The sequence below is a fragment of the Pedobacter lithocola genome (genome assembly GCF_042650845.1).
In the GTDB taxonomy this organism is placed as follows: Bacteria; Bacteroidota; Bacteroidia; order Sphingobacteriales; family Sphingobacteriaceae; genus Pedobacter; species Pedobacter lithocola.
The window spans coordinates 1-23,315 of the sequence record NZ_JBHSBW010000016.1; the positions used below are offsets into that span (position 1 = coordinate 1).

General features: G+C 35.4%; 15 protein-coding genes. 6 read left to right on the plus strand and 9 right to left on the minus strand.

Annotation, left to right across the window (positions count from 1 at the left end):
* Window positions 1-218: 218 nt before the first annotated feature.
* The 5 genes from ACFOWA_RS17995 to ACFOWA_RS18015 all read left to right on the plus strand — a co-directional run bounded on the left by ACFOWA_RS17995 (window position 219) and on the right by ACFOWA_RS18015 (window position 9,074).
* Window positions 219-1,181 carry an MraY family glycosyltransferase gene (locus tag ACFOWA_RS17995; RefSeq protein ID WP_378987863.1) on the plus strand — a complete coding sequence of 321 codons (963 nt, stop codon included), beginning with the start codon at window positions 219-221 and terminating at the stop codon, window positions 1,179-1,181.
* A gap of 1,886 nt (window positions 1,182-3,067) precedes the next feature.
* Complete coding sequence (locus ACFOWA_RS18000) at window positions 3,068-5,002, plus strand: polysaccharide biosynthesis protein (protein WP_378987865.1); 1,935 nt, start codon at window positions 3,068-3,070, stop codon at window positions 5,000-5,002.
* Between the two features lie 20 nt (window positions 5,003-5,022).
* Window positions 5,023-5,670 carry a hypothetical protein gene (locus ACFOWA_RS18005; RefSeq protein WP_378987868.1) on the plus strand — a complete coding sequence of 216 codons (648 nt, stop codon included), beginning with the start codon at window positions 5,023-5,025 and terminating at the stop codon, window positions 5,668-5,670.
* The gene (locus ACFOWA_RS18010; RefSeq protein ID WP_378987871.1) at window positions 5,667-7,355 is read left to right on the plus strand and encodes a capsule assembly Wzi family protein; all 1,689 of its coding nucleotides are present in this window, start codon (window positions 5,667-5,669) and stop codon (window positions 7,353-7,355) included. Before ACFOWA_RS18005 ends, ACFOWA_RS18010 begins: the two co-directional genes overlap by 4 nt.
* Window positions 7,356-7,364: 9 nt before the next feature.
* On the plus strand, window positions 7,365-9,074 hold the full coding sequence (locus ACFOWA_RS18015) for a capsule assembly Wzi family protein (RefSeq protein WP_378987874.1): 1,710 nt from the start codon (window positions 7,365-7,367) through the stop codon (window positions 9,072-9,074).
* A gap of 765 nt (window positions 9,075-9,839) precedes the next feature.
* On the opposite strand, the gene ACFOWA_RS18020 is transcribed toward ACFOWA_RS18015, so the two are convergent.
* The 9 genes from ACFOWA_RS18020 to ACFOWA_RS18060 all read right to left on the minus strand — a co-directional run bounded on the left by ACFOWA_RS18020 (window position 9,840) and on the right by ACFOWA_RS18060 (window position 21,639).
* Window positions 9,840-10,919 (minus strand): hypothetical protein, encoded by a 1,080-nt coding sequence (locus ACFOWA_RS18020; protein ID WP_378987877.1) that lies wholly within the window; start codon window positions 10,917-10,919, stop codon window positions 9,840-9,842.
* 1 nt (window position 10,920) lies between these two features.
* Window positions 10,921-13,239 carry an SLBB domain-containing protein gene (locus ACFOWA_RS18025; RefSeq protein WP_378987880.1) on the minus strand — a complete coding sequence of 773 codons (2,319 nt, stop codon included), beginning with the start codon at window positions 13,237-13,239 and terminating at the stop codon, window positions 10,921-10,923.
* Between the two features lie 126 nt (window positions 13,240-13,365).
* Window positions 13,366-14,505: a glycosyltransferase family 4 protein gene (locus ACFOWA_RS18030; protein ID WP_378987883.1), complete on the minus strand. Its 1,140-nt coding sequence runs from the start codon at window positions 14,503-14,505 to the stop codon at window positions 13,366-13,368.
* A gap of 89 nt (window positions 14,506-14,594) precedes the next feature.
* Window positions 14,595-15,710: a glycosyltransferase family 4 protein gene (locus ACFOWA_RS18035; RefSeq protein ID WP_378987886.1), complete on the minus strand. Its 1,116-nt coding sequence runs from the start codon at window positions 15,708-15,710 to the stop codon at window positions 14,595-14,597.
* A 56-nt stretch (window positions 15,711-15,766) separates the two neighbouring features.
* Window positions 15,767-16,867 carry a DUF1972 domain-containing protein gene (locus ACFOWA_RS18040; RefSeq protein ID WP_378987888.1) on the minus strand — a complete coding sequence of 367 codons (1,101 nt, stop codon included), beginning with the start codon at window positions 16,865-16,867 and terminating at the stop codon, window positions 15,767-15,769.
* A gap of 56 nt (window positions 16,868-16,923) precedes the next feature.
* The gene (locus ACFOWA_RS18045) at window positions 16,924-17,853 is read right to left on the minus strand and encodes a class I SAM-dependent methyltransferase (protein WP_378987891.1); all 930 of its coding nucleotides are present in this window, start codon (window positions 17,851-17,853) and stop codon (window positions 16,924-16,926) included.
* A gap of 177 nt (window positions 17,854-18,030) precedes the next feature.
* Window positions 18,031-19,443: an O-antigen ligase family protein gene (locus ACFOWA_RS18050; RefSeq protein WP_378987894.1), complete on the minus strand. Its 1,413-nt coding sequence runs from the start codon at window positions 19,441-19,443 to the stop codon at window positions 18,031-18,033.
* Window positions 19,440-20,360: a glycosyltransferase family 2 protein gene (locus ACFOWA_RS18055; RefSeq protein ID WP_378987897.1), complete on the minus strand. Its 921-nt coding sequence runs from the start codon at window positions 20,358-20,360 to the stop codon at window positions 19,440-19,442. The genes ACFOWA_RS18050 and ACFOWA_RS18055 overlap by 4 nt, the downstream gene beginning before the upstream one ends.
* The gene (locus tag ACFOWA_RS18060; RefSeq protein WP_378987900.1) at window positions 20,353-21,639 is read right to left on the minus strand and encodes an oligosaccharide flippase family protein; all 1,287 of its coding nucleotides are present in this window, start codon (window positions 21,637-21,639) and stop codon (window positions 20,353-20,355) included. The genes ACFOWA_RS18055 and ACFOWA_RS18060 overlap by 8 nt, the downstream gene beginning before the upstream one ends.
* A gap of 182 nt (window positions 21,640-21,821) precedes the next feature.
* On the opposite strand from ACFOWA_RS18060, the gene ACFOWA_RS18065 reads away from it, so the two are divergent.
* A complete protein-coding gene (locus tag ACFOWA_RS18065) occupies window positions 21,822-23,213 on the plus strand; it encodes an undecaprenyl-phosphate glucose phosphotransferase (protein WP_378987903.1) in 1,392 nt (463 codons plus the stop codon).
* Window positions 23,214-23,315 lie beyond the last annotated feature (102 nt).

Here is a 23,315-nt window from a genome sequence, read left to right on the forward strand (position 1 = left end):
CATTGCCTGAAGAGGCTTTGGCAAAAATAGAACACAAAGATTTCAATAAATACAATCGTTAAGAGATTAATTTTGGAAGTCAATAAAAGCTTCTGATTAAAGAATTTATATTAATCGTTAGAAGCATATCTACTCAATCATTTGATGGACACATATATATATCGTATAAAATTCAGCTCATTTATGTGTAAGAATTAAATAGCAATTATTCAATATTAATGACACTTCACTACTTACTTTTTTTCGGCTTTTTTTTTCTTATAGAATTACTCTACTTCAAAATAGCAGATCATTTTAATATTATCGATAAACCAAACGCAAGAAGTTCGCATACTGCAGTGACCATACGCGGTGGAGGTATAATTTTTAGCTTAGCGGCGATATCTTTCTTTTTTATATTTGGCTTTCAATATCCATGGTTTATTTTAGGCCTGGTTTTAATTACTGCCATTAGTTTTTTAGACGACGTTTTTACGCTAAACAATAAAGTTAGGCTAAGCATTCATTTAATTTCGGTTTTATTGATGTTCTACCAGTGGGGTCTTTTCGAATTGGATTGGTTTTGGATTCCCGTTGCATTAATCTTCGTTATCGGCACTATAAATGCCTATAATTTTATGGATGGTATAAATGGTATAACAGGTTCATACAGCTTATTAGCCATTGGTACTTTATTGTACATAAATGAATATGTTGTTGGCTTTACTTCTTCCGAATTTCTGATTGTGGTTGCACTATCCCTACTGGTATTTAATTTCTTCAATTTCAGGCATAAGGCTAAGTGCTTTGCCGGAGATGTAGGAAGTGTAAGTATTGCCATCTTAATTGTTTTTTTTATTGGGCAATTGATATTAAAAACACAGAATTTCAATTATATCTTATTATTGCTGGTTTATGGTATGGATGCGGTAGTTACGATTGTATTTCGTTTAGTGAGGAAAGAAAACATTTTCGAAGCCCACAGAAGTCATTTTTATCAGTTCTTGGCTAATGAGCGGAAGTGGTCGCACTTGGTGGTTTCGGGATTATATTTTATGGTTCAGTTCCTAGTAAATGTGTTGATACTTGCTTTTATACAAGATTCTTACGCCGTAGCTGTTGGTTTTGCCTTGCTATTTGCCATACTGTTTTTAATTGTGCGGTTTGGGATGGAGGGGAAAAAGCGGTTAATGGGGGGGTAGGTTGAGGCTGAGATTGAGGCTAAGGTTGAGAGTTTGAGGTTGGTCCTTCGACAAGCTCAGGATGACAGGTCTGTGGATTAGATTGCCACGGCTCGCTCAAGTCAAGGCCTCGCAATGACGGGAGTTATGATCTGGTTCGAATATGCTAAGGATGGCAGGTTTAAATTAACCACCTAAGACATTTAAGAAAATCTAAGTAAGGTTGAGGCTAAGGTTAAGAATGAGGTTGGTCCTTCGACAAGCTCAGGATGACAGGTCTGTGGATTAGATTGCCACGGCTCGCTCAAGTCCAGGCCTCGCAATGACGGGAGTTATGATCTGGTTCGAATATGCTAAGGATGGCAGGTTTAAATTAACCACCTAAGACATTTAAGAAAATCTAAGTAAGGTTGAGGCTAAGGTTAAGGATGAGGTTGGTCCTTCGACAAGCTCAGGATGAAAGGTCTGTGGATTAGACTGCCACGGCTCGCTCAAGTCAAGGCCTCGCAATGACGGGAGTTATGATCTTGTTCGAATATGCTAAGGATGACAGGTTTAATTTAACCATCTAAGGGCATTTAAGAAAATCTAAGTGAGGTTGAGGTTAGGCTAAGGTTGAGTTTTGAGGTTGATCCTTCGACAAGCTCAGGATGAAAGGTTTAATTTAACCATCTAAGGCATTTAAGAAAATTTAAGTTCAGAATTGCCGATAGCTTCCTTTCTTTAAGGAGAGGGCAAAAGGTGAGGTTATAGAATGCCACGGCTCGCTCAAGTCAAGGCCTCGCAATGACGGGAGTTATGATCTGGTTCGAATATGCTAAGGATGGCAGGTTTAATTTAACCATTAAGACATTTAAGAAAATCTAAGTAAGGTTGAGGCTAAGGTTAAGGTTAAGGATGATGCTGAGGTTGAGATATTTCCTTCGACAAGCTCAGGATGACTGGTCTGCGGAGTTTATAAATATCGCATTAGCTCCCTCTCTTTAAGGAGAGGGCAAGGGGTGAGGTTATAGATTGCCACGGTAGCTCTTGCCCAAGCCTCGCAATGACGGGAGTTATGATTTGGTTCGAATATGCTAAAGATGGCAGGTTTAATTTAACCATTAAGACATTTAAGGAAATTTAAGTAAGATTGAGGTTAAGGCTAAGGTTGAGTTTGAGGTTGGTTCTTCGACAAGCTCAAGATGGCATGTTTTTAACCACCTAAGTCATTTAAGAAAATCTAAGTTCAGAATTGTCAATAGCTCCCTCTCTTAAAGGAGAGGGCAAGGGGTGAGGATATAGATTGCCACGGCTCGCTCAAGTCAAGGCCTCGCAATGACGGGAGTTATGATCTGGTTCAAATATGCTAAGGATGGCAGGTTTAATTTAACCACCTAAGACATCTAAGAAAATATAAGTTCAGAATTGTCGATAGCTCCCTCTCTTAAAGGAGAGGGCGGGGGGTGAGGTTATAGATTGCCACGGCTCGCTCAAGCCAAGACTTGGAATGACGGGAGTTATGATTTGGTTCGAATATGCTCAGGATGGCAGATTTAATTTAACCACTTAAGGCATTAAAGAAAATCTAAGTAAGGTTGAGTTTGAGGTTAAGGTTAAGATGTTTCCTTCAACATGCTCAGGATGAAAGGTTAATTTAACCACCTAAGGCATTTAAGTGAATCTAAGTTCAGAATTGCCGATAGCTCCCTCTCTAAGGTAGGCACGGTGTGAGGGTATAGATTGCCACGGCTCGCTCATGCCAAGGCCTCGCAATGACGGTTTATCATGTTATCACCTACGCTCAGGATCACATATTTGGATTAATGTTGGCATCTTAATTGAATACTCTTGTGTAAGTAAAGAAATATAAATTTAATGATATAATTTTTATATTTACCTTTACAAGAATTAAAGCCTATTGAATTTTGTTTACACAAATTAATATTGTTCCTCGCTGGATCATATTCCTGCTGGACATCATCATCTGTACCTTTTCGATGGTATTGGCCTATAGTTTAAGGTTTAACCTCGATTTAACCGCTGTAGATGTTCAAGAAATGGCCAGAAATATGCTGATTTTAGGTATTATTAACATTGCTGTATTTCTAAATATTAAGACTTACGCGGGCATTATAAGGTATACAAGTGCTCAGGATTCATTTAGAATTCTATTTTCGGTAATCATTACCAACGGAACCTTCTTTGTACTAAACTTAATTGTAATTACTTTCTTAAGGTCATCATTAGTTCCAAATACAGTGCTAATTACCAATGGTTTAGCAAGTTTTTTGCTTTTAATTACCTATAGGGTTTTAATAAAATACTTTTTTCTATACATCAAAAATCTAAAATTAGATAAGCGGAAGGTGATTATTTATGGCGCAGGCGAAGCAGGTTTGGCTACGAAAAGAACCTTCGACCATGATGGAAGTGTAAATAAAAATATTGTAGCCTTTGTTGATGATGATGAGCGGAAAGTAGGAAAAACCATCGATGGTGTAAAAATCCTTGATGCTAAGAATTTGAAAGATTTGATTCAAAAACATGAATTGGATGAAATCATTTTTGCATCCTATACTATTCCAGAAGATAGGAAAGATTATGTTATCGATATGTGTCTGGAAAATGATATCAAAATCTTAAACATTCCTCCGCCAGATGTTTGGACTAATGGTAAATTACAACCTGCACAAATTCAAAAATTGAATATTGAAGATTTATTAAACCGTAAATCAATTGATATAGACATCGATGGTATTGGCAAAATGCTCGATAGAAAAAGAATTTTGATTACAGGGGCCGCTGGTTCTATTGGTAGTGAAATTGTTCGCCAGCTATCTAAATTTGATGTCGGCTTAATTATAATCTGCGACCAGGCCGAATCTGCCCTTCATGAATTGTACCTAGAATTAGAAGAGAATAACAGAAGTAAAAATTTCCATGCCTTTATTGGTGATGTTAGGGATGAGCAGCGTATGGATGTTTTGTTTGATACGTACAAGCCACATTACGTATATCATGCGGCTGCCTACAAACATGTTCCATTAATGGAAGATAACCCAGCTGAAGCCATTAAGGCGAATGTTTTGGGTACCAAAACCATTGCTGATAAAGCTGTTAAATACGGTGTGCAGAAATTTGTTATGATTTCTACCGATAAGGCGGTAAACCCAACCAATGTGATGGGCGCTTCTAAGCGTATTGCCGAAATTTATGTCCAATCGTTAAACAATTCCTTAAGTACCGATAAATTTATTTTCAGCAATGGTTTAAGTTATATTAATGAGCTGGAAGTAAAACCAATTACTAAGTTTATTACTACTCGTTTTGGTAACGTTTTGGGTTCAAATGGTTCGGTAATACCGAGGTTTAAACAACAGATTGAAAAGGGTGGACCAGTAACCGTTACCCATCCGGAAATTACGCGTTATTTTATGACGATACCCGAAGCTTGCCGATTGGTTTTAGAAGCTGGTTGTATGGGTATGGGTGGTGAAATTTTTATTTTCGATATGGGTAAATCGGTAAAGATTGTTGAATTGGCCAAGAAGATGATTCGACTAGCCGGTTTAGAACCTAATGTTGATGTTAAAATTGAGTATTCGGGGTTAAGACCAGGAGAAAAATTATACGAAGAATTGCTAAATGACAATGAAAATACTATGCCTACCCACCATCAAAAAATTATGATTGGTAAAGTTAGGGAATATGTATTTAACGATATTGGTGAGGAGATAAACAGGCTTATTTTGTCAGCCAAATCTAATAATGACAGGCAAGTTGTTATCAACATGAAAAAATTGGTTCCGGAATTTAAAAGCAAAAATTCAATTTTTGAAGAATTGGATCACCAGGCTTAAGCGGAATCTAAATTCTTACTATGAAAAAACTTATTTATTCTTTACTACTGCTTAGTCTTTTCTCTTCCTGCTCAAAGAATGTCGAAAATGAAGCGGAAGTGTATTTTAACGACTTTGAATCCAGAAATCTCAGTGACATCACATCTGGCGTAATCGAAGCTTATAACGGCTCTAATGTTATCGGGCGCTACAATTCAGGTGGTTTTGATTTACAATTGGATAATTTGCCAAAGCACAAGTTGATTGAGGTTTCTTTTGATTTATATATCCACGATAGTTGGGCTGGTAATAAGACCGGTATTGGTATTGATGGCCCCGATATCTGGAAGTTTATTGTTGATGGAAACTTATATGTGAATACAACGTTCTCTAACGAGGATTGCGATAATTCGGGTTTCTGTCCGCCACAATCTTATCCGCAAGATTACCCAAATTACAACCATAACCCCAAATCGGGTGCTGTGAATCCAAATTTACCAGGTGTTTGTAATTTGCAGGGCAAAATTGGTGGAACTACCCTATATCGAATTACAAAAACCATTGAGCATTCGAATTCGTCTGCGCTAATGCAGTTTAGAGACCAATTGGTACAAACCAATACGGCAGATAAAAAATGTGATGAAAGCTGGTCTGTTGATAACATTAGGGTAAAAGCAATCAGTTTATGAAAAAAATAATTTTACTCATTTCCCTTTTCCTGATATTTTCTAATTACGTTGCTAAAAGTCAATCGCTACCTGTTGGTTCGATGGCTTTGGAGGATGCCTACCGCAGAAAACAACTTTCTGGACAGCTAGATTCGTCAATTTCATTTACCGTTAGGCCGCTTATACCTTTAAGTGGATTTAAACAAAAGGATGGCTTTTATCCTGATTCTACTGAAAAAAGATATAACCTTTTAAATGCAGATAGTCGTGGTACTTCCAAAGATGGTAAGTTTAAATGGCAGTTATTGCCATTGAGTTTGCAAATGCAGGTAAATTCTCATCATCCTTACGGTTGGAATGATGGCGCAATGCTACCCGCGAAAGGCTTACAAACGGTAGCCAGTGCTGGTATCTATGCAGAATATGGCTGGCTGTCTATCCAATTCAAGCCAGAACTAGTTTTGGCAGCCAATGGTGAATTTGATACGTTTGATAAAGATCACTTTGATGTAATTGCTGCCCGATACTACGATTTTTACAATAATATAGATTTGCCTGCCCGATTTGGAAATAATGCCATAACTCAGGCATATTGGGGGCAAAGCAGCATTCGAGTTAATTACAAGGCTATGTCTTTTGGATTATCTACTGAAAATTTATGGTGGGGACCAGGGATGCGGAATTCGCTTTTGATGAGCAATACGGCTCCTGGTTTTAAACATTTAACACTAAATACCCGCAAGCCAATTTCGACACCTGTAGGTTCTTTCGAAGGACAGGTTATAGCAGGCAGATTGGAAAATTCGGGCTATGGAGTTTTAGAACCAGAGCGGGAATATTTTGGAGAATCGCTATTTGTTCCGAAATATAATGGTTGGAGGTATTTGGCGGGCTTGGTATTAACGTATCAGCCTAAAATTATTCCAGGCTTTTTCATTGGTTTAACCAGAAGCTCTCAAAGCTATGGTTCGAGCATGAATTCTTTTGGAGATTATTTTCCTTTCTTCTCGTCAAAGAAACAAAGTATGGCAGCAGAAGCCATTAATAAAAGAGATCAAAGAAATTCTTATTTTATGAGGTGGCTGTGGCCCGAAGAAAAGGCAGAGGTTTATTTCGAATACGGACGGAATAATTATTCTGGTGACAGTAAGGATTTGCAATTAGAACCTAATGTTTCCAGAGCCTATATTTTTGGTGTTCGCAAATTGTTTCCTTTTGGTAAAAGGCAGAACGAAAGCTTAATGGTAAGTGCAGAGGTAACTCAGATGCAAGAAACGGATATAGCTAAAGTATTAAATTTAGAGAGTTGGTACACCAGTAAAAACATCAGACAGGGATATACCAATAGAGGAGAAGTTTTGGGTGCGGGAATCGGTCCGGGTGGCAATTTGCAATCTGTTGAAGTGAGTTGGGTAAAAGGGTTGAAACGTTTGGGTTTACAGGTGGAGCGATTTGTACATAATAACGATTTTTATTATTATGCTTTTGTTGATTCGAGAGATTTTAGGAGGCATTGGACGGATTTAAGCGTCGCGGCAAGTGGGGAATGGGATTACAAAAATTTTATTTTCAATGCTAAACTTCAAGGCATCCAATCGTTGAATTACCAATGGTATTTACTTCAAAATCCTGGCCAACCTTACATGACTCCCGGAAAGGATGCATTCAATTTACAAATTCAAGCAGGGGTAACTTATCGGTTTTAGGCATAAAATATGAAATATATATATCAATTTATATTTATCGCCATTATAGGTAGCTGCTCTTTACATTTATCAGCGCAGACTATTCCAGTTGGCACACCAGTTATTGAAGAATATTACCGAAGGGCACAATTGTTAGGGAAACTGGATTCTTCCATCTCTTTTAGTGTACGTCCATTATCTGCAGAAGCTTTAAAAACAGACAACATTTTTGACCCCGAAGGAACATTGAAATCAGATTCGTGGCTTCAATCCTCAGGACCGATTCAATTTGCCAATGGCAAAGGTGTTTTTCAAATATTGCCATTTTCGTGGCAGCAACAATTCAATTCTCATCATCCTTATGGATGGAATGATGGAGCAATGATACCTGCAAAAGGATATCAAACTATGTTATCTGGAGGCTTCTTCGCGAAATTTGGTCCCTTGAGTATCCAATTAAAACCTGAGTTTGTATATGCTCAGAATTCGCCTTTTGAGAGTTTTGGTGAGAACCGTAGTGATGCAGAACTTAGTGCTTATTATGGTGGAAACTACAATCTTATTGATGCGCCAGAACGTTTTGGAAACTCTTCCTATCAAAAACTATCGTGGGGACAAAGCAGTATTCGCTTAACTGTTGGTCCGGCATCTTTAGGATTATCAAATGAGAATATTTGGTGGGGACCAGGTGTTAAGAATAGCTTGATGATGAGTAACAATGCAGCAGGTTTTAAACATGTTACCTTAAATACAGTAAGGCCTGTAAAAACTTATATTGGTTCTTTTGAGGCTCAGATAATTGGTGGGCGATTAGAAGAATCGGGCTTTTCTCCTTTAAGTGTAACAAATCTATCAACTGGAGCCAATGTATATTCTAAGCCAAGAAGTGATTGGAGGTATCTTGCGGGCTTGAATGTTAATTATCAACCCAAATGGATACCAGGATTGTTTTTGGGTTTTACTCGTACATTTATGTCGTACGGACCTGATTTAGATGGTGTTGCAGATTATATTCCATTTTTTATTCCATTCCAAAAAACAAACATAGATAATGGAGGTGGTGATGATGGTTTGGCAAGAGATCAGAGGACATCATTATATGCCAGATGGCTATTTACAAAAGCACATGCTGAGATTTACTTTGAATATGGCTTAAATGATAATTCCTTTAATTTTAGAGATTTTATAGGCTCACCTGACCATTCAAGGGCTTACATCTTTGGATTACGGAAATTGGTTCCTTTAAAAGGAAAAACGGATGAATTTATCCAGGTTAATGCTGAGGTAACTCAACTTTCGCAAACCATTGATGGCTTGCTGTTGAGAGGTGCTGGTAGTTTTTATTATCATGGAGAAGCACGGCAAGGTTATACCAATAATGGAGAAGTTTTAGGCGCTGGTAGTGGAACTGGCGGTAATGTTCAATCCATTGATTTGAGTTGGGTAAAGGGAATGAAAAAATTAGGCTTAAGCTTTGAGCGTTACGAACATAACAGGGATTTTTATGATTCAGCTGGTTTTGGTAATGCAAAGGGTGGAAGTAGAAGTTGGGTAGATTTTGCTTTCGGGGCACAGGGTGAGTGGAACTATAAAAACTTGCTTTTTAATGCCAAGCTTCAGGGTATTAAATCTTTAAATTACCAATGGAGACAAAAAGATTTTACCGCTATGCAATATTATATTCCAAACAACGATGTATTTAATTTTCATGGAGAACTGGGTGTAGCATTTAGGTTTTAGGTGAGGTTGGCATTAAGGTTAAGGCTGAGATTAAGGTTAAGATTGAGGTCAAGGCTGAGATCAAGGTTGAGATTAAGGTCAAGGTGAGATTAAGGTTAAGGCTGAGATTAAGGTTAAGGTTGAGATCAAGATGAAGATCAAGGTTGAGTTAAGGCTGAGTCGTATCTGGATATTTAGGTTAAACAAACATTAATAGCAATACAAGAAATAAGTAATGTGTTGTAAATTTATTCCGTCTAGTTTTTAATGAAATCCCTGAGGATATCCTTCGACAAGCTCAGTATGACATAATGGAAGAAGCTCTAAAAGATTAATATTCATGCGAATTATCTTAAAACATTAAGGAATTAAGAAAGCTAAGCGTGATTCTTAAAATTATGTTTCATATATTCTTAAAATAAATCTTTTAAAGAGAAGTCCTTCTAAATGCTCAGGATGACCTGATGAAAAACTAAACTATTAATCTTCATGCGAAACATGTTAAAACATTAAGGTATTAAGAAAGATAATATTCCATATATTCTTAATTTAAATCTTTTAAAGAAAAATCCTTTTACATGCTCAGGATGACAATAAGAAGACTGAAAGGTTAATGTTCCTGCGAAACGTATTTTTAAACATTGAGGCATTAAGAAATGTATGTACTAATCTTAATGCTTAATTCTAAGTATTCTGAAGGTAAAGGTTCAAGAAAGTCATTCGACAAGCTCAAGATGAGAAATTTAAAGATTGCTTTAGGATAATCATATATCCAAGGCGGTTTGGTTATGCTTTTCTACGAATTAAAAGTAATAAGCAATAGAGAGCACCGAACAATAATCCGCCAATGGCTATACCTGTAGCATAGCGCATTCTGTTTTTCTTTAATGGCATTTCTGGTTCATCTACAATCTGAAATGTAGGTGTTTCCTGCATCAACATCGATCTGCTCACTTCGAGGTTCTTAATAATTTCTGAATAGATGGTTTGCAAAACTCTTTTGTCGCGTTCTTGCAGTTCGGCACCAACTCCAATTGTAGCGTAAGCAGGATTGGCATCTAACATTATCGCGTTTGCGCCAGCCGCTGCATAGGTTTTTCTGTTTAATAACTTACCAATACTATCCGCACGGCTTTGGAATCTATCTACATTAATTCTTAACCGCTTTGTTTTGGTTTGCGTGTAAAAAAGGGTCGCTTCATCTATAAGTCTTTTACAAACCAAAGTCGCCAGCTGCTCGTTTTTCATTGTGGTCGTTAGCGCAAAAAAACCAAGCTTTTTATCCGGTTTGCTAACAGCAAGTTCTTTTTCAGTCAACTTAGTGATGATTTCCTGCAATAAACTATCCTGCAAACGGGAATATTTTTTTGTATCAGCCGGAAACATGATTGCTTCTCTTTTGGGGTTGTCTTTTAAATCTTTCCAGTCTTCTCGAAGTTTATATGCATCTGCATATTTATCTGCAAGCGTATATTTGCCATTACTATCTAAAGGTGTTAAAAGCGTTTGCTTAACCATTTTCTGACTGGTTAATAATTGCAAAACATTATCGCCAGCCAAAACGCCACTAGTTCCGCCTGTTAAGCCACCAATATCAAAACCCATCTGACCTGCCAATGAAGATAATATCCCTCCACCACCAGATTTTCCTTCTTCTACTACAAAAGTTAGTTTTGCAGTATATGTTACCGGCCAAAAGTAAGCCAAGGCAATGCCCATTGCACCACCAATTAAACCAATAATTAGAATACTAATTTTATACTTCCATAAGTAAGCAAAATCCTTCTTACGGGAATTTATCATATTTGTAAAAGAAAATTCTTCTTCTCTATCTATATATTTGGTTTTATCTTCAGCAGATTGCATATTATTTAAATAGGATGGCGATTAAACTTACGATGCCTGTTAGTGCGGATGCAATTGTTGTTATTTCTGCAAAGCCTAGTTTATTTTTACCCGTTTTTTCTGGTACTACAATCTGGCTTCCGGCAGTAACTTTTGGATAATTCTTTATAAACAAGAAACTTTTAACTGGTGCATTAATGCCGTTTGCGTATTTTATGTAAGCACCTTTCAATCTCGCACTTTCTGTGATGCCACCAGCAGCATCAACATAATATTTAAAATTAGAGTTTACGTACCTTAATAATTGTGGATTATTTACCGAACCCGTTACCTCAACAAAAGGAACATTTTTGGGGATAAAAAGGCTATCGCCTGGAATTAAAACTGTTGCGTCTTTACCTTGTTTCTTTCTTTTTCCGGTTAAATCCATATCTACTCTTAATCCGTTTCTATAAACCTGAGTATTTTCTAATGAACCCATAGGCGTTATGCCGCCAGCACGTTTAATAAATTCAATACCTGTTTCGTCTCTTCGTTGCTGCGCATAATCGCCGGGAAATAAAACTTCTCCTCGGATTTTAACATTTCCAATTGAACGATAGTTAACTAACCGTGGTACATAAATGTAATCAAGTGGTTCTAATAAGAAATTACCGCTCCATGTAGATAATGCAGAATCGAGATTTAAAGTAATTATGGTAACCAACTTATTTGAAAGTGTATCTGTTAAATCTCTAACCAATCTCGAGATTTCTATTCTATGATTTGCTGCATCGTTCTGAAATCCTTTTGCCATACTTACCACATCAGCTACACTCATGCCTTTTCTGTATTGGAATGTTCCAGGTGCCCTAACGTAGCCACCAATGCTAATAGAACTTTCATCTCTTAAATCTTTGGTTGACATGATAAACACGGAATCTTCACGAACCAGATTGATATCCTGATCTTTTCCAGACATGATGTTGCCCAGATTGAACGAAATCATTTCCTTTTCTAAATCTGGCTTTATTCTTTTGATGTAACCATTACCCATTACGGCATCATCTCTTAATCCATCTGCTTTAGCGATTAAAGATTTAAGGCTAATGCCCTGATTTAATTCGAATGTGCCTGGGCGGTAAACTGCACCATCTATAACCACACGATTTGAAAACCTTTCCAAGATTGCTCCAAAGTAAACCGAATCGGCATTTTTAAGGGTATAGCGGTCGAACATATCTGAAGGGATATCTTTTACGCTTCTTTCTTTTTCGCCTACTTGTGTAACCTTTGCAATCGCTCTATAAGCTAAATCACTGAAACCGCCAGCGTAGGTTACCAAATCGCTCAGGGTTTCAGATGGTTTTAATTCGTAAATTCCAGGGCGTTTTACAGAACCATCGATAGCAACACGAGTGGTGTAAACAGGAATTCTAATCACATCCTGATCGCGTAAACTTACATTATCAGTTTGAATGCCCCTTTGGAGGAAGTTATATAAATCAACAACCTGAATTACTTTATTATTTCTAATGAGTTCTATTCTTCTTAACGAACCACGATACGTTGGTCCGCCACTTTGATATAAGGCATTAAATAGCGTGGATAAAGAAGAAACGGTATAAGTTCCAGGTGTAGCAACATCGCCAATTATAGTTACCCTAATGCTTCTTACTGTACCTAAATTAACGGTTAGTTTCGTTTGTCCTGATGCTAAAGCCGGATAGGCTTTAACCATTTTAGATCTGATTTGTGAAGTTGCCTGTTCGATACTCAAACCATTAACGTACACTAAACCAGCATACGGAATTTTCACACTTCCTTCCGGACTTACTTTTGCATTTGTTGTGCTTTCGTTTAAGCCGGTTAGCATAATGGTTAATTCATCATCAGGACCTAACACATAACTTTTAGGTGTAGCAATGCGAATATTAGGTTCGAATTTAAGGTTTGGATTGCTAAAAAATTCATAACCATAAATTGGGCTACTTTTTTTTATGGGTTTTGGGTCTGAGAATCTGGTTGTATCTCTAACAGATGGTGTTTTAGGTTGTGTAGACTGTGGCGCCGGGTTTGTGTTTTTGGCTGTCTTTCCTCCAGATTTTACCTGCTCGAGGCGCTCTTTGTATTTATCAACTTCTGCTGGATCCATTCCTTTTGCAGTTAATAATTTAATTGCATCAGCTTCTGAAATGCCTGATTCTTCAAATCTTTTGGATATCTCTAATATTTGAGCATCAGATAGTTGTTCAACTTTAACCTTGCTGAGGTTATCAGTAGAAATGGTTTGTGCCGACAGGTTTGTAAACAATAAAGAAAAACCAAAAAGCAAGGCACAAAAGATATATTTAAAGCGCATGAATCGTATTTTATTTTTTTATAACCGCAAATATAAAGTATTTAAATTATTACAATCTGATAATTACATTATTGCTTAATTTAAACGCAGGTTTAGCTGTTTATTGCTGTGTTGTGATTTAAACTATTAAGAAAGTTCATCAAATATATTTAAGATAGATTTTTTAAACATCTCTAGTGAAAACAAGCTATCTATTCGTTTTTTCCCAAGTTTTCCCATATTGGAAATTTTGTGCTTATCTAAAACCAGGTCTAAAATTTTAGTTGCGGATAAATTAGCATCGTTAAATGGGATTAAGATTCCAGACTCACCGTCTAATACCATCTCAGTAGCTCCACCATGATTTGTTGCAACGACAGGTTTTGCACTTGCCATAGCTTCTAAAATCACAGTAGGAAACGGATCCGGCAATATTGATGGGAGTACGAATATATCTAGGGCATTGAGTATGTTAGGAATGTCTGTTCTATAGCCTATGTAATGTAGCGCATCAGAGGGTAATTCCTTTTTAATACGATTTACTAACTTATCTACAAAATGTTCATTACCTGGAAAAGCATCACCTGCTATAATAAATTTTGTATTGGGTAAAGTTTTTAAAATGATTTTAGCAATGTCTATAAAATAATCCTGACCTTTCCAATTGTTAACCCTACCTATCATTCCAATGATAACATCTGTTTCATTGATATTTAGTTCTTGTCTTAAAGTCCCGGCATTTTTTCCGTAAGAAGAAGTATCAATGCCATTATAAATCCTATTTATTTCTCTATTCTTGATATATTTTGCCCAATGCGCTTTTACTGATTCTGATACGACAATTATTTTATCACTGTACCTGTTAAGTAAATAACCCATCACTTTTGTAAAAGCTATTGGCTTGGCAATTATTTCATGTACATGCCAAATGTGCTTGAGGTCTCTTTTCTTTGCTAAAAACGCACCAATAAAAACGCCAGTTGTATTAGAATATACTAAGTCTATTTTGTCTTCAACAACAATTTTATTTAGGGCTTTCCATGCACTACCTGTAACTTGAATTCGATTAATAATTCCGGCTACAGAAAGGTATTTTCTTCTAAGAATTCCTAAACGTATGATTCTTACTTCAACATTTAACCTTCTTAACTCATCAACTAGCTCTCCTGTTTCAGAGAGCACAACAATAGGTTTATGGTTTCCTTCAGCTAAAATTTTTACTACAATGGAAAGTATTTTGCTCCCACCATACATGTCTGATGACGCACCTAGTACTAGTATATTCATCAAATTATCCTAAAGTATTTTTTTTCATAATAAAGATTTGCCAAACCATTTAACTACAATAAATAATATCGCACTAAAGTTAGATCATATCAATTATTGATCCTTTTAAAAATTTCGGTTAATTCATTGGCTGTTTTAGACCATGAAAAAAATGATAATCTTCTTTTTCCTAATTCAATAAGCTGTAACCTAATTTCCGGGTTTGTAATTACATGCTGTATTTTGGAAACCAAATCCTGCACATCATAAGGGTTGAAGGAAATTACTGCATCGCCGCCTACCTCAGGCAAGCAGGTGTTATTTGCTACTAATACCGGTAAATCATTTTGAAATGCCTCAAGAATTGGTAAGCCAAAACCCTCGTTAATAGAAGGGAAAAGATATAATTCTGCATGTTTGTAGTACCATGATAAATCTTTGTCGCTTACGTAACCCGGCATTAGCACATATTCTCTCAAATTGTATTTATCGATGGTATTTAATAACTTTTCACTTCCGTCCATGTCATTTTTTGGGCTGATTTGACCGCATAAAATTAATGAAAATTCTGTAAAGCCTTTTAATCTTAAAATGTGTAAAGCCTCCACTAAGAGGTCAAGATTTTTTCTTTTTTCGAAAGTACCTATATGCAAAAAATACTTTTTAGTCTTTAGATTAATTGCTCCTGTTGATAGTTCTTTATTTTGAATTAATGTTTTAGGTGCCTCGCCAATACAGATAATTTTGTCAGCCGGTATTGATGAGAAATCTAACAATCTCTTTTTCGCATAATGGGTTGGGGTAATTATGTATCTAGATTTTTTAGCAGCATTAACTCCAAACATATGGAATATTTTTAGCCAATATTTATTATAGTGTTCAGGATATTCCCAAAAAAATGCATCATGAAATACAGGAACTGTTTTAAAATTCAGACGCATGTAAGGAACAAAGAAGTCTGTGCAAAAAACAATGTCGCAGCCATGTGTAAAAGCAATTAATGGGAGCATTATTTGTTTCCAGACAAAAAAATGGAAATGTTCTATTAGTTTAGCTAATTTATTACGACCTCTGTAGACAGGAATTGGACTATCAAAAAAATGAAATCGAAAACCTTCCTTTCCTTTCTTGAACTCTTTGCAAATCTCTTCAAGATAAGTTTTAGTACCTGTTTTAGCTATTTTTAAGTCACGAACATCAACTCCTACAACAATAGTTTTTGCCATTTTAGAAAAAGTTTAAATTCAATTTAATTCTCATTTTGTTGCATGTCGATTGTTGATTACTTGAGTAGGCTTAACATTTCGGTTTTATATTTTTGAGTTACACAATCCCAATTATATTTATCTGTTAAACCAGAACTGACCTTTCTTTTTAGATTTTGCACAATTTCAGGCTGATTTTCTAAGTCTTCCACCGCGATTGCAATATCGTTTTCATCTTCATCGAAAAATAAGCCATATTCGCCATCGTTCAACATTTCTCTATTAAACACGGTATTCAAAGCTAATATTGCACAATTGTTAGACATGGCTTTTAACATTGCCGGGTTAGTACCTCCAAACTTATGTCCGTGTATGTAAGCAAAAGCATTTTGATATATCGCCATTAGTTCTTCCTGATCTTTAACATAACCAGGAAAAATCAAACGATCGTTTTGTAATTCCTTTAATCCGGTTGCATAACGGTCTGAATATGGTACATCGCCTACTACAACTAGTTTTTTATTTGATTTTGATTTTAAAAACCCTTTAATGATTAAATCTGCATTATTATCAGGAATAAGCCTGCCAACGATTAAATAATAATCATTTGGCTTTAATTGTAAACGTTCGATAAGATGAGGTTGTGCTGCCACAAACTTAGGGGCTCCATAAGCAATAACTGTAGAATCTTTTTTAAACTCTTGCAAATATACCTGCCTCATCCCTTCAGCATCCGTAATTATTTTATCAAACAATTTGGTAGCAATTTTTGCTGCAAAATAAAAATACTTTGCACCTAACCCTTTCCACTTAGGTCTTAGCCATTCCAAACCATCAACATTTATTATCGTTTTTTTACCTGTTAATTTCGGGATCCATCCCATTGGTCCGGCGGCAAGGTTTACCACTAGCAGCACATCAGCTTTACTAAATGTTGCATGAAATATTGAAAGAAAAGAGTGAATGATTTGATTTAGTGATTTTTGAGGTAGTGTTGGAATATAGTGTAGATAAATTCCATTAACCTGGGCAGGTTGAACGGGGAACAAATTTCTTTGGCAGTAAACATGAACTTCAACATCCTGCTTTACTAATCTTTCACTTAATTCTTTTACGAAGGTTTCAAAGCCTCCATAAACATAAGGATAGCCTCTTGAGCCTATTATTGCAATCTTCATTTATTTCTTTTTTCCAACTTATGGTTACTTTGCTTGAGCTTAATCATGCAAAGCAATTATATCTTTTTGATGGCGTAATATCTTATAACGCCACCTTTTTTAAAAAAGGTTGACAAAACTTCTAATCCAATTGCAATTGGAATTGTAACTAATAAAGCGGTTAGTAAACCAATTGTTTTCTTTCCTTTTAAATCTGCAATTAAAAATCCTTTGTAGCCAAACCAACTGAAAATAGTTTGAACCATGCCTATAATCCCTAAATGTAAGGAGAAGTAAGATTCGCTTTGAACCTCACAGCCGCATTTAGAAATTACATTTTTTAAAAGCTGCGGTGTGAAATGACTTATGTGTCTTGGAACATCAAGGTGAAGCCATCTGTTCCCGCTCCAGTTGGATTGCAAGCTATTAAAGTTTGGTACTTCTATAACAAGAGTTCCATTCTTTTTTAAGTTATTATTAATCAGGTTTTGTAATAAATTATCAGAAAGATGTATATGTTCTAAAACATGAAATAAAGTTAATACATCAAACTTTTTGTCGAATACGGTACCACTAGTATAATAATCGGTGTTTATATCTAAGTTAAAATGGGTTCTCGCATAGTTAGCGCGAGGTACTGAGCTTTCAATCCCTTTAACAGCATAGCCTTTTTCTGAAGCAAATTTAAGAAAGAGACCTTTTCCCGCTCCAAAATCTAACAATGTAGCGGGTAATGGTGACGTTTTTTTTATTTTATCTAGAACAGAATTATACTCCAACTTCTGGATTTTAAAAAAGATAGTTTCTTTAGTATCCTTTACTGTATAATCTTTTTCATCATAGTAGCTTGCAATATCTATATCATGCTCGAAATATGTGTAAATGTGGCCACAATTTTGACACTTCCTGATTTGATAATTTTCTTCAGAATCTGCCTTAACGTTAAAAATAATTGGATGCGAATTAGTTTTGTTATCGAAGCAGACGGGACAGGTAATATTAATCATAGTAATAGCAAAGCGTGTATTTCGCCGCATTAATGCAATCAAAGGTAATAAAATTATATTAGCTGCCGATTCTTGAGATTAATGATTGATTGAAGTTTCGATAATTCTCTATAAATGAAAGTAATTGTAAGTTATTCTCATTGATGGTGGCATAAGGATATTTGCGGAAACACTGGATTATTGAAAATGCTCTCCATCAATTATATTTGATTTGGATTCACTTACCGCTACTTTAGTTGAAATGATGCTGACAAATAAGCCAGAAAAAAACCAAGTAAGATATGATATGTAAGAAGAAGATTCTGTTTCGGATGTTAATGCTGGAATTATTAAACCAACCTTAATTAGGGTGATAACCAAGCATATTTTTTTTTCCTTTCCATTCAATCTGTAAAACCACTTTAAACCATTCTTTATTAATAGGATGTAAATGATTAAATATAATAGAAGTGCTATCACTCCAGCTTGAACACCAATAATTATGAATTGATTTTCTCCCCCAATGTTTTCTCCTAATGAGCCGCCTATGCGTCCGGAAGAGCCTAAACCTAACCCTAATGGATTAGCTATAATTGCTAAGGCACCTTGAATCCATTCTACCAAGTGACCAACACTGGACGGATTACTAAAATTAAGTGTATTGATAATAACCATTTGGATACCATCATTCTGATCTTGCTCTTTAGTAAACAAATAGATTATATATAACACCACTATTACGCCACAAATATGAATGGTATTTGTTATTAGTTTTCTCTTTGTAATTAAAGAATAAACATAGAGCAAGATAAAATAACTAATAAATGCGGATCTGGAGAAGGCAAAGATTATGCAGGCTAATGTAGCGCTCAATGAAATATATCCAAAAGAATCAAGCTTTATTTTATATTTATCGTTAGTATAAAGTGCAGCAAGTACAGAAATCGCAACAATTGTTGCTGATGCAAATTCTAAAGGATTAGCAAAGAAACTGGCAAAACGTTTGTATCCACCCTCAGATTCGAAAGTCCAGGTGAGGCCATAATTTCCACTCGGCTCAAAGTTAAAAAGATAAAAATTATAATCTGCATAGCCCGTGCTGGCTTGCAAATGCTGGTTTCCTATAATCTCAGTTAGCATAACAACTGCCGCAGCTATTGATAATAATAAAATATAATGAAAATATTTGCTGAGGTAAATCTCTTTGGGCTTGAAAAGTCTTCCACATGCGTAGACAAGAACAAAAAATGATAGCGTTTTAAAGGCCAGAAAACGAGGAATAAATCCTTGTTCTCCAATAGGTAATAAAACATATAGCAAAGTATAACCAAAAAAAGCTAAAATCAAATAATCAATTACATGCAGTTTAATTTTGGTCTTCAGGTTCCAAATACTCATTCCAAGTATAAGAACAATAAAAATTTCTTTAAAAGATTGGAGGTAAACAATCATGCTCTTGAAACCAAGCATAAATGTTATTGATAATACAGTTGTGTAAATAGATAGCCCAAAAATCAGGAATATTAAAAAGCCATCTTTCTTACCATTTACAACATCCGAAAGTGCAAGTACAAATGCGAAAATGTAAATTATAGGGAATATTATCATCATGGCCAAATCATGCTTTTAGATGTAAACAACCCTTCTTTTATTCCCTTGTATAAATACTTTACTTTCTTATTTCTACCCCGGATAATTAAGTAGCAAAAAACTGCTCCATAATAAAACGTGTTAATTAAGAAGATTAATATAGTAAATAATGGGTTTGCATATTTCCTCAAAAACCAAATCTTGTTTCTGCTAAGATAGTAATGTATTATTGGGCTTAATGTTCCTTCAGGGTTTGCACTTTTAAATTTTCCTGAAACGCCTGCTTCGTGATATATTTTAGTTTTCGGAAAATAATGCAAATCTCCGCATTCTGCCTTCAAACGAAATGAAAATTCTACATCTTCATAGTAAAGAAAAAACCGTTCGTTTAACAGGCCAATTTTTTTTAACGCTTCGTTTCTAACCAATAAGCAGCATCCTGTTAGCCAATCAACTTTCTCTGGTGTATTTAGTTGCTGTCTGCTTTTTTTGTTATTAGAATATGTTATGCCCAAATATGGATTAAAATATGAACCTCCATTCCAAAGCTGTTCTTTATTGCTTAAGTAGTAGATAGCAGGCTGTACTGCTACTACACCTTCGTTTTGGTATAAATGGTTTAATAATGGGCTTATAAAATCCTCCTCCGTTTCGGTATCATTATTTAAAAGCATTGAAAATTCATAGCTCTTATCTATACTATATTTTAAGGCAGTATTATTTCCTCCGGCAAAGCCTAAGTTTATTTTATTATCAATGTAGATGTGTTGAGGAAATTTAGCTTTTAGACTAGCTAGCGAACCATCTGTAGAGCCATTGTCTGCAATTATCAAATCATAATCATCAGCTGAGCAATATTTCATTATTGATGAGATACAACTAGCTGTATAATCTGGTGTGTTCCAATTAAGCAATATTATAGCTACCTTTTTACACATACTTTGTAGATGATTTTTTGATTACATACTCATACATCAGCAAAGCGCTTCCTTCTATAATTATGGCATAAATACCAAACCACTGTTGTAAGCCTTGGGTAACTAAAATCCAAGCCACAAATGCAGAAATTGCAAGTAAAATTAAGGCTATTCTAAATATAGAAAGCGTATCGTTTTTAAGCAATAAATCTAAAACGTTTAATACGTTTAGTGCAGCAAGGGTTGGTACGAAGGCCATTATTCTTAAAAAATCTATCGCTGTTTGATTGTGTTCTCCAGATAAAATCTGTATCACAAACCCTGGTAAAATGAATAAACCCAAAGATAATGCGAAGAACATTAGGGTTACAAGCCTCTTCATTTTAATTTTGTAGGCTTTCCAAGCGCCAATTCCATCTTTATAAAGTTGTGCGGCTTTTGGATAAATTGCATTTGAAACTGATATGAGTAGCAAACGTGATGAACCAATTACTTTATCACATAAAGAATATGCACCCAGCCATAAAGGGTCGCCCCATTTGGCTAGCGAAAATATCATTAAAGATTGTTGCAAATGAACGGAGATGTTATTTATCGTTAAGAAAAAATTGTCTATCGTTATTTTTTTCAACTCAGCATTTTGCGGAAAACGAAACGATAAGTTGTATTTAGCTAAAACGTAGAACATCAAAGTGCCATAAGCCAGCATTGTTGCCATGCCCATAATAAAATTAACCCATTCAGAATCTTCAGGTCCTTTTATAAAAAATACTACCGCAGCAATTATAACAACTTTGGATATTAGATTAGCAATATTGTATAGTCTTAATTTTTCTAATCCTAAAAAAAAGAAGAGCGGATTTAATACCTCCGCAAATACCAAGGGGATGGATAAAATAATATAGGTGTAGTACCGGATATTTGCCCAATGCAAGCAAATTACAAAGATTATATAGACCGCAAAGATTAACAAACGAATCCAAATGGTATTGTTAAATACATTATTTAGTCCTTTTTTGTCGTGGCTGTGTGTGGCTATATCTCTAATACCCGATTGGTTTGTGCCGTAATTAATGATGATGCCCGCAAGGCCGGAAAATGTATTTGCCAACATTACTAAACCCAAATCTGTTATACCTATAATTCGGGTAATGATGGGATACATTAAAAGTATAAGTAAGGTATTAGAAATCTGAATACTGCTCAGATTTAAAAAATTGGAAACAATTTTAGTTTCTCTTAAACTACTTATAAAACTTGTTAAAACTTGCTTCAAAACTTTCTGGCAGATGTTTGGCAAATTTATAATAAATAAAATACAATCTCTGCTTTTAATCGTTTTTACAAAGCTTGGCGTATTGGCTTGTTTTTTGTGCTACGCGAGCGGAATTGACTTTTAGCGCAAAAAAATTATCGCGATTACAAGCAAATTATCCATATTGTAAACAAGCTGACTATATTTGGCAAAATTTTACACAATTAATGATTGAAAGTAATAGTACTTATTTTAAGACGATAAGTATTTTAATTGATCTTTTTCTAGTTAACATGGCTGGTTACTTTGGCTATGTTCTGGCAAACGGCACCTTCGGAATGTTCGATGGTCGTGGTATCAATTTCCTTCATATTTTACTTATCAACTTTGTTTGGTTTAATGTTACTCAAATCACAAAGTTATATCAGGATATGTTTGTTAAGGATGCAATTCCAACCATCAAACAAGCATTATGGAGTTTATTACTTTTTGGAACGATAATATTTCTTCTTGTCGTTTATCTTAAAGATTTCAGTGTTTCTTATCGGTTATTAATTTATACAGGATTGCTTTTTGCACCACTATTTTTAGCAGGGAAGGTGGTGTTTTTGCTTTTACGTCGTTCTAGCAGAGCCAAACTCATCAACTATAAAAAGGTTGTAATTGTTGGCGCCGGCCCGTTAGGTTTGGATTTAAAAAATCATTTGGAAAAAAATACACATTTGGGTTATAAGGTTGTTGGCTTTTTTGACGATGCGCCAGAAAAACGTGCTCAAAGCCATGTTATTGGGAGTGTTGATGAGTGTATTAATTACGTTAAAGAAAGCAATATTAAAGAAATTTATTGCGCCTTGCCAGATAGAGCATTAAAAAAGATTGATGTTTTAATGCGACAGGCTGATAAGGCAATGATTCGTTTTAAACTTGTGCCCGATGTTAAAGATTATTTTAAAAAGAACGTAATGGTGCAGTTGTATGGGCATTTACCCGTATTAAGCCCAAGAACTGAACCTTTAGAAATTTTTAGTAACCAGGTAGTAAAGCGTATTTTTGACGTCGTATTTTCTTCTTTAATCATCGTTTTTGTGATGAGTTGGCTGGTTCCTATCATGGCAATTTTAATTAAATTGGAATCAAAAGGTCCTGTTTTCTTTAAACAACTTAGATCAGGTAAGGATAACCACTCTTTCTATTGCTTAAAGTTTAGGAGCATGTATGTTAATGGTGAGGCCGATACAAAGCAGGCAAGTGCTTTTGATAGCAGGGTTACAAAAATTGGCGCATTTATGCGTAAAAAGAGCATCGATGAAATGCCACAGTTTTTTAACGTGTTATTTGGAGAAATGTCGGTAGTTGGTCCGCGACCACACATGTTACAACATACTGCTGAATATTCTGCTTTGATAGATCAATTTATGGTGCGTCACTTCCTTTTACCTGGAATTACTGGCTGGGCACAGGTTAATGGGCTGCGAGGAGAAACTAAAGAGGATGGCTCGATGGAAGAAAGGGTTGAAGCAGATATTTGGTACCTCGAAAATTGGTCGCTATTGCTTGATTTAAAGATTACCTTTTTAACCATTTGGCAGGTTCTTGCAGGGCATAATAAGGCACACTAGTAAGATTATATTACGCTGATTTGTATAAGAATTTTACAAATCATCTGGCAAATCAAATTATTTTCCGTCCTTTGCGAAATCATTTTAATAAAAAAACTATGT

What these genes read in the sequence shown, in the direction of transcription:
- ACFOWA_RS17995 (WP_378987863.1), top strand. Translation starts at nt 219, where the DNA reads ATGACACTTCACTACTTACTTTTTTTCGGCTTTTTTTTTCTTATAGAA.
- ACFOWA_RS18005 (WP_378987868.1), top strand. Translation starts at nt 5,023, where the DNA reads ATGAAAAAACTTATTTATTCTTTACTACTGCTTAGTCTTTTCTCTTCC.
- ACFOWA_RS18010 (WP_378987871.1), top strand. Translation starts at nt 5,667, where the DNA reads ATGAAAAAAATAATTTTACTCATTTCCCTTTTCCTGATATTTTCTAAT.
- ACFOWA_RS18015 (WP_378987874.1), top strand. Translation starts at nt 7,365, where the DNA reads ATGAAATATATATATCAATTTATATTTATCGCCATTATAGGTAGCTGC.
- ACFOWA_RS18020 (WP_378987877.1), bottom strand. Translation starts at nt 10,919, where the DNA reads ATGCAATCTGCTGAAGATAAAACCAAATATATAGATAGAGAAGAAGAA.
- ACFOWA_RS18025 (WP_378987880.1), bottom strand. Translation starts at nt 13,239, where the DNA reads ATGCGCTTTAAATATATCTTTTGTGCCTTGCTTTTTGGTTTTTCTTTA.
- ACFOWA_RS18030 (WP_378987883.1), bottom strand. Translation starts at nt 14,505, where the DNA reads ATGAATATACTAGTACTAGGTGCGTCATCAGACATGTATGGTGGGAGC.
- ACFOWA_RS18035 (WP_378987886.1), bottom strand. Translation starts at nt 15,710, where the DNA reads ATGGCAAAAACTATTGTTGTAGGAGTTGATGTTCGTGACTTAAAAATA.
- ACFOWA_RS18040 (WP_378987888.1), bottom strand. Translation starts at nt 16,867, where the DNA reads ATGAAGATTGCAATAATAGGCTCAAGAGGCTATCCTTATGTTTATGGA.
- ACFOWA_RS18045 (WP_378987891.1), bottom strand. Translation starts at nt 17,853, where the DNA reads ATGATTAATATTACCTGTCCCGTCTGCTTCGATAACAAAACTAATTCG.
- ACFOWA_RS18050 (WP_378987894.1), bottom strand. Translation starts at nt 19,443, where the DNA reads ATGATGATAATATTCCCTATAATTTACATTTTCGCATTTGTACTTGCA.
- ACFOWA_RS18055 (WP_378987897.1), bottom strand. Translation starts at nt 20,360, where the DNA reads ATGTGTAAAAAGGTAGCTATAATATTGCTTAATTGGAACACACCAGAT.
- ACFOWA_RS18065 (WP_378987903.1), top strand. Translation starts at nt 21,822, where the DNA reads ATGATTGAAAGTAATAGTACTTATTTTAAGACGATAAGTATTTTAATT.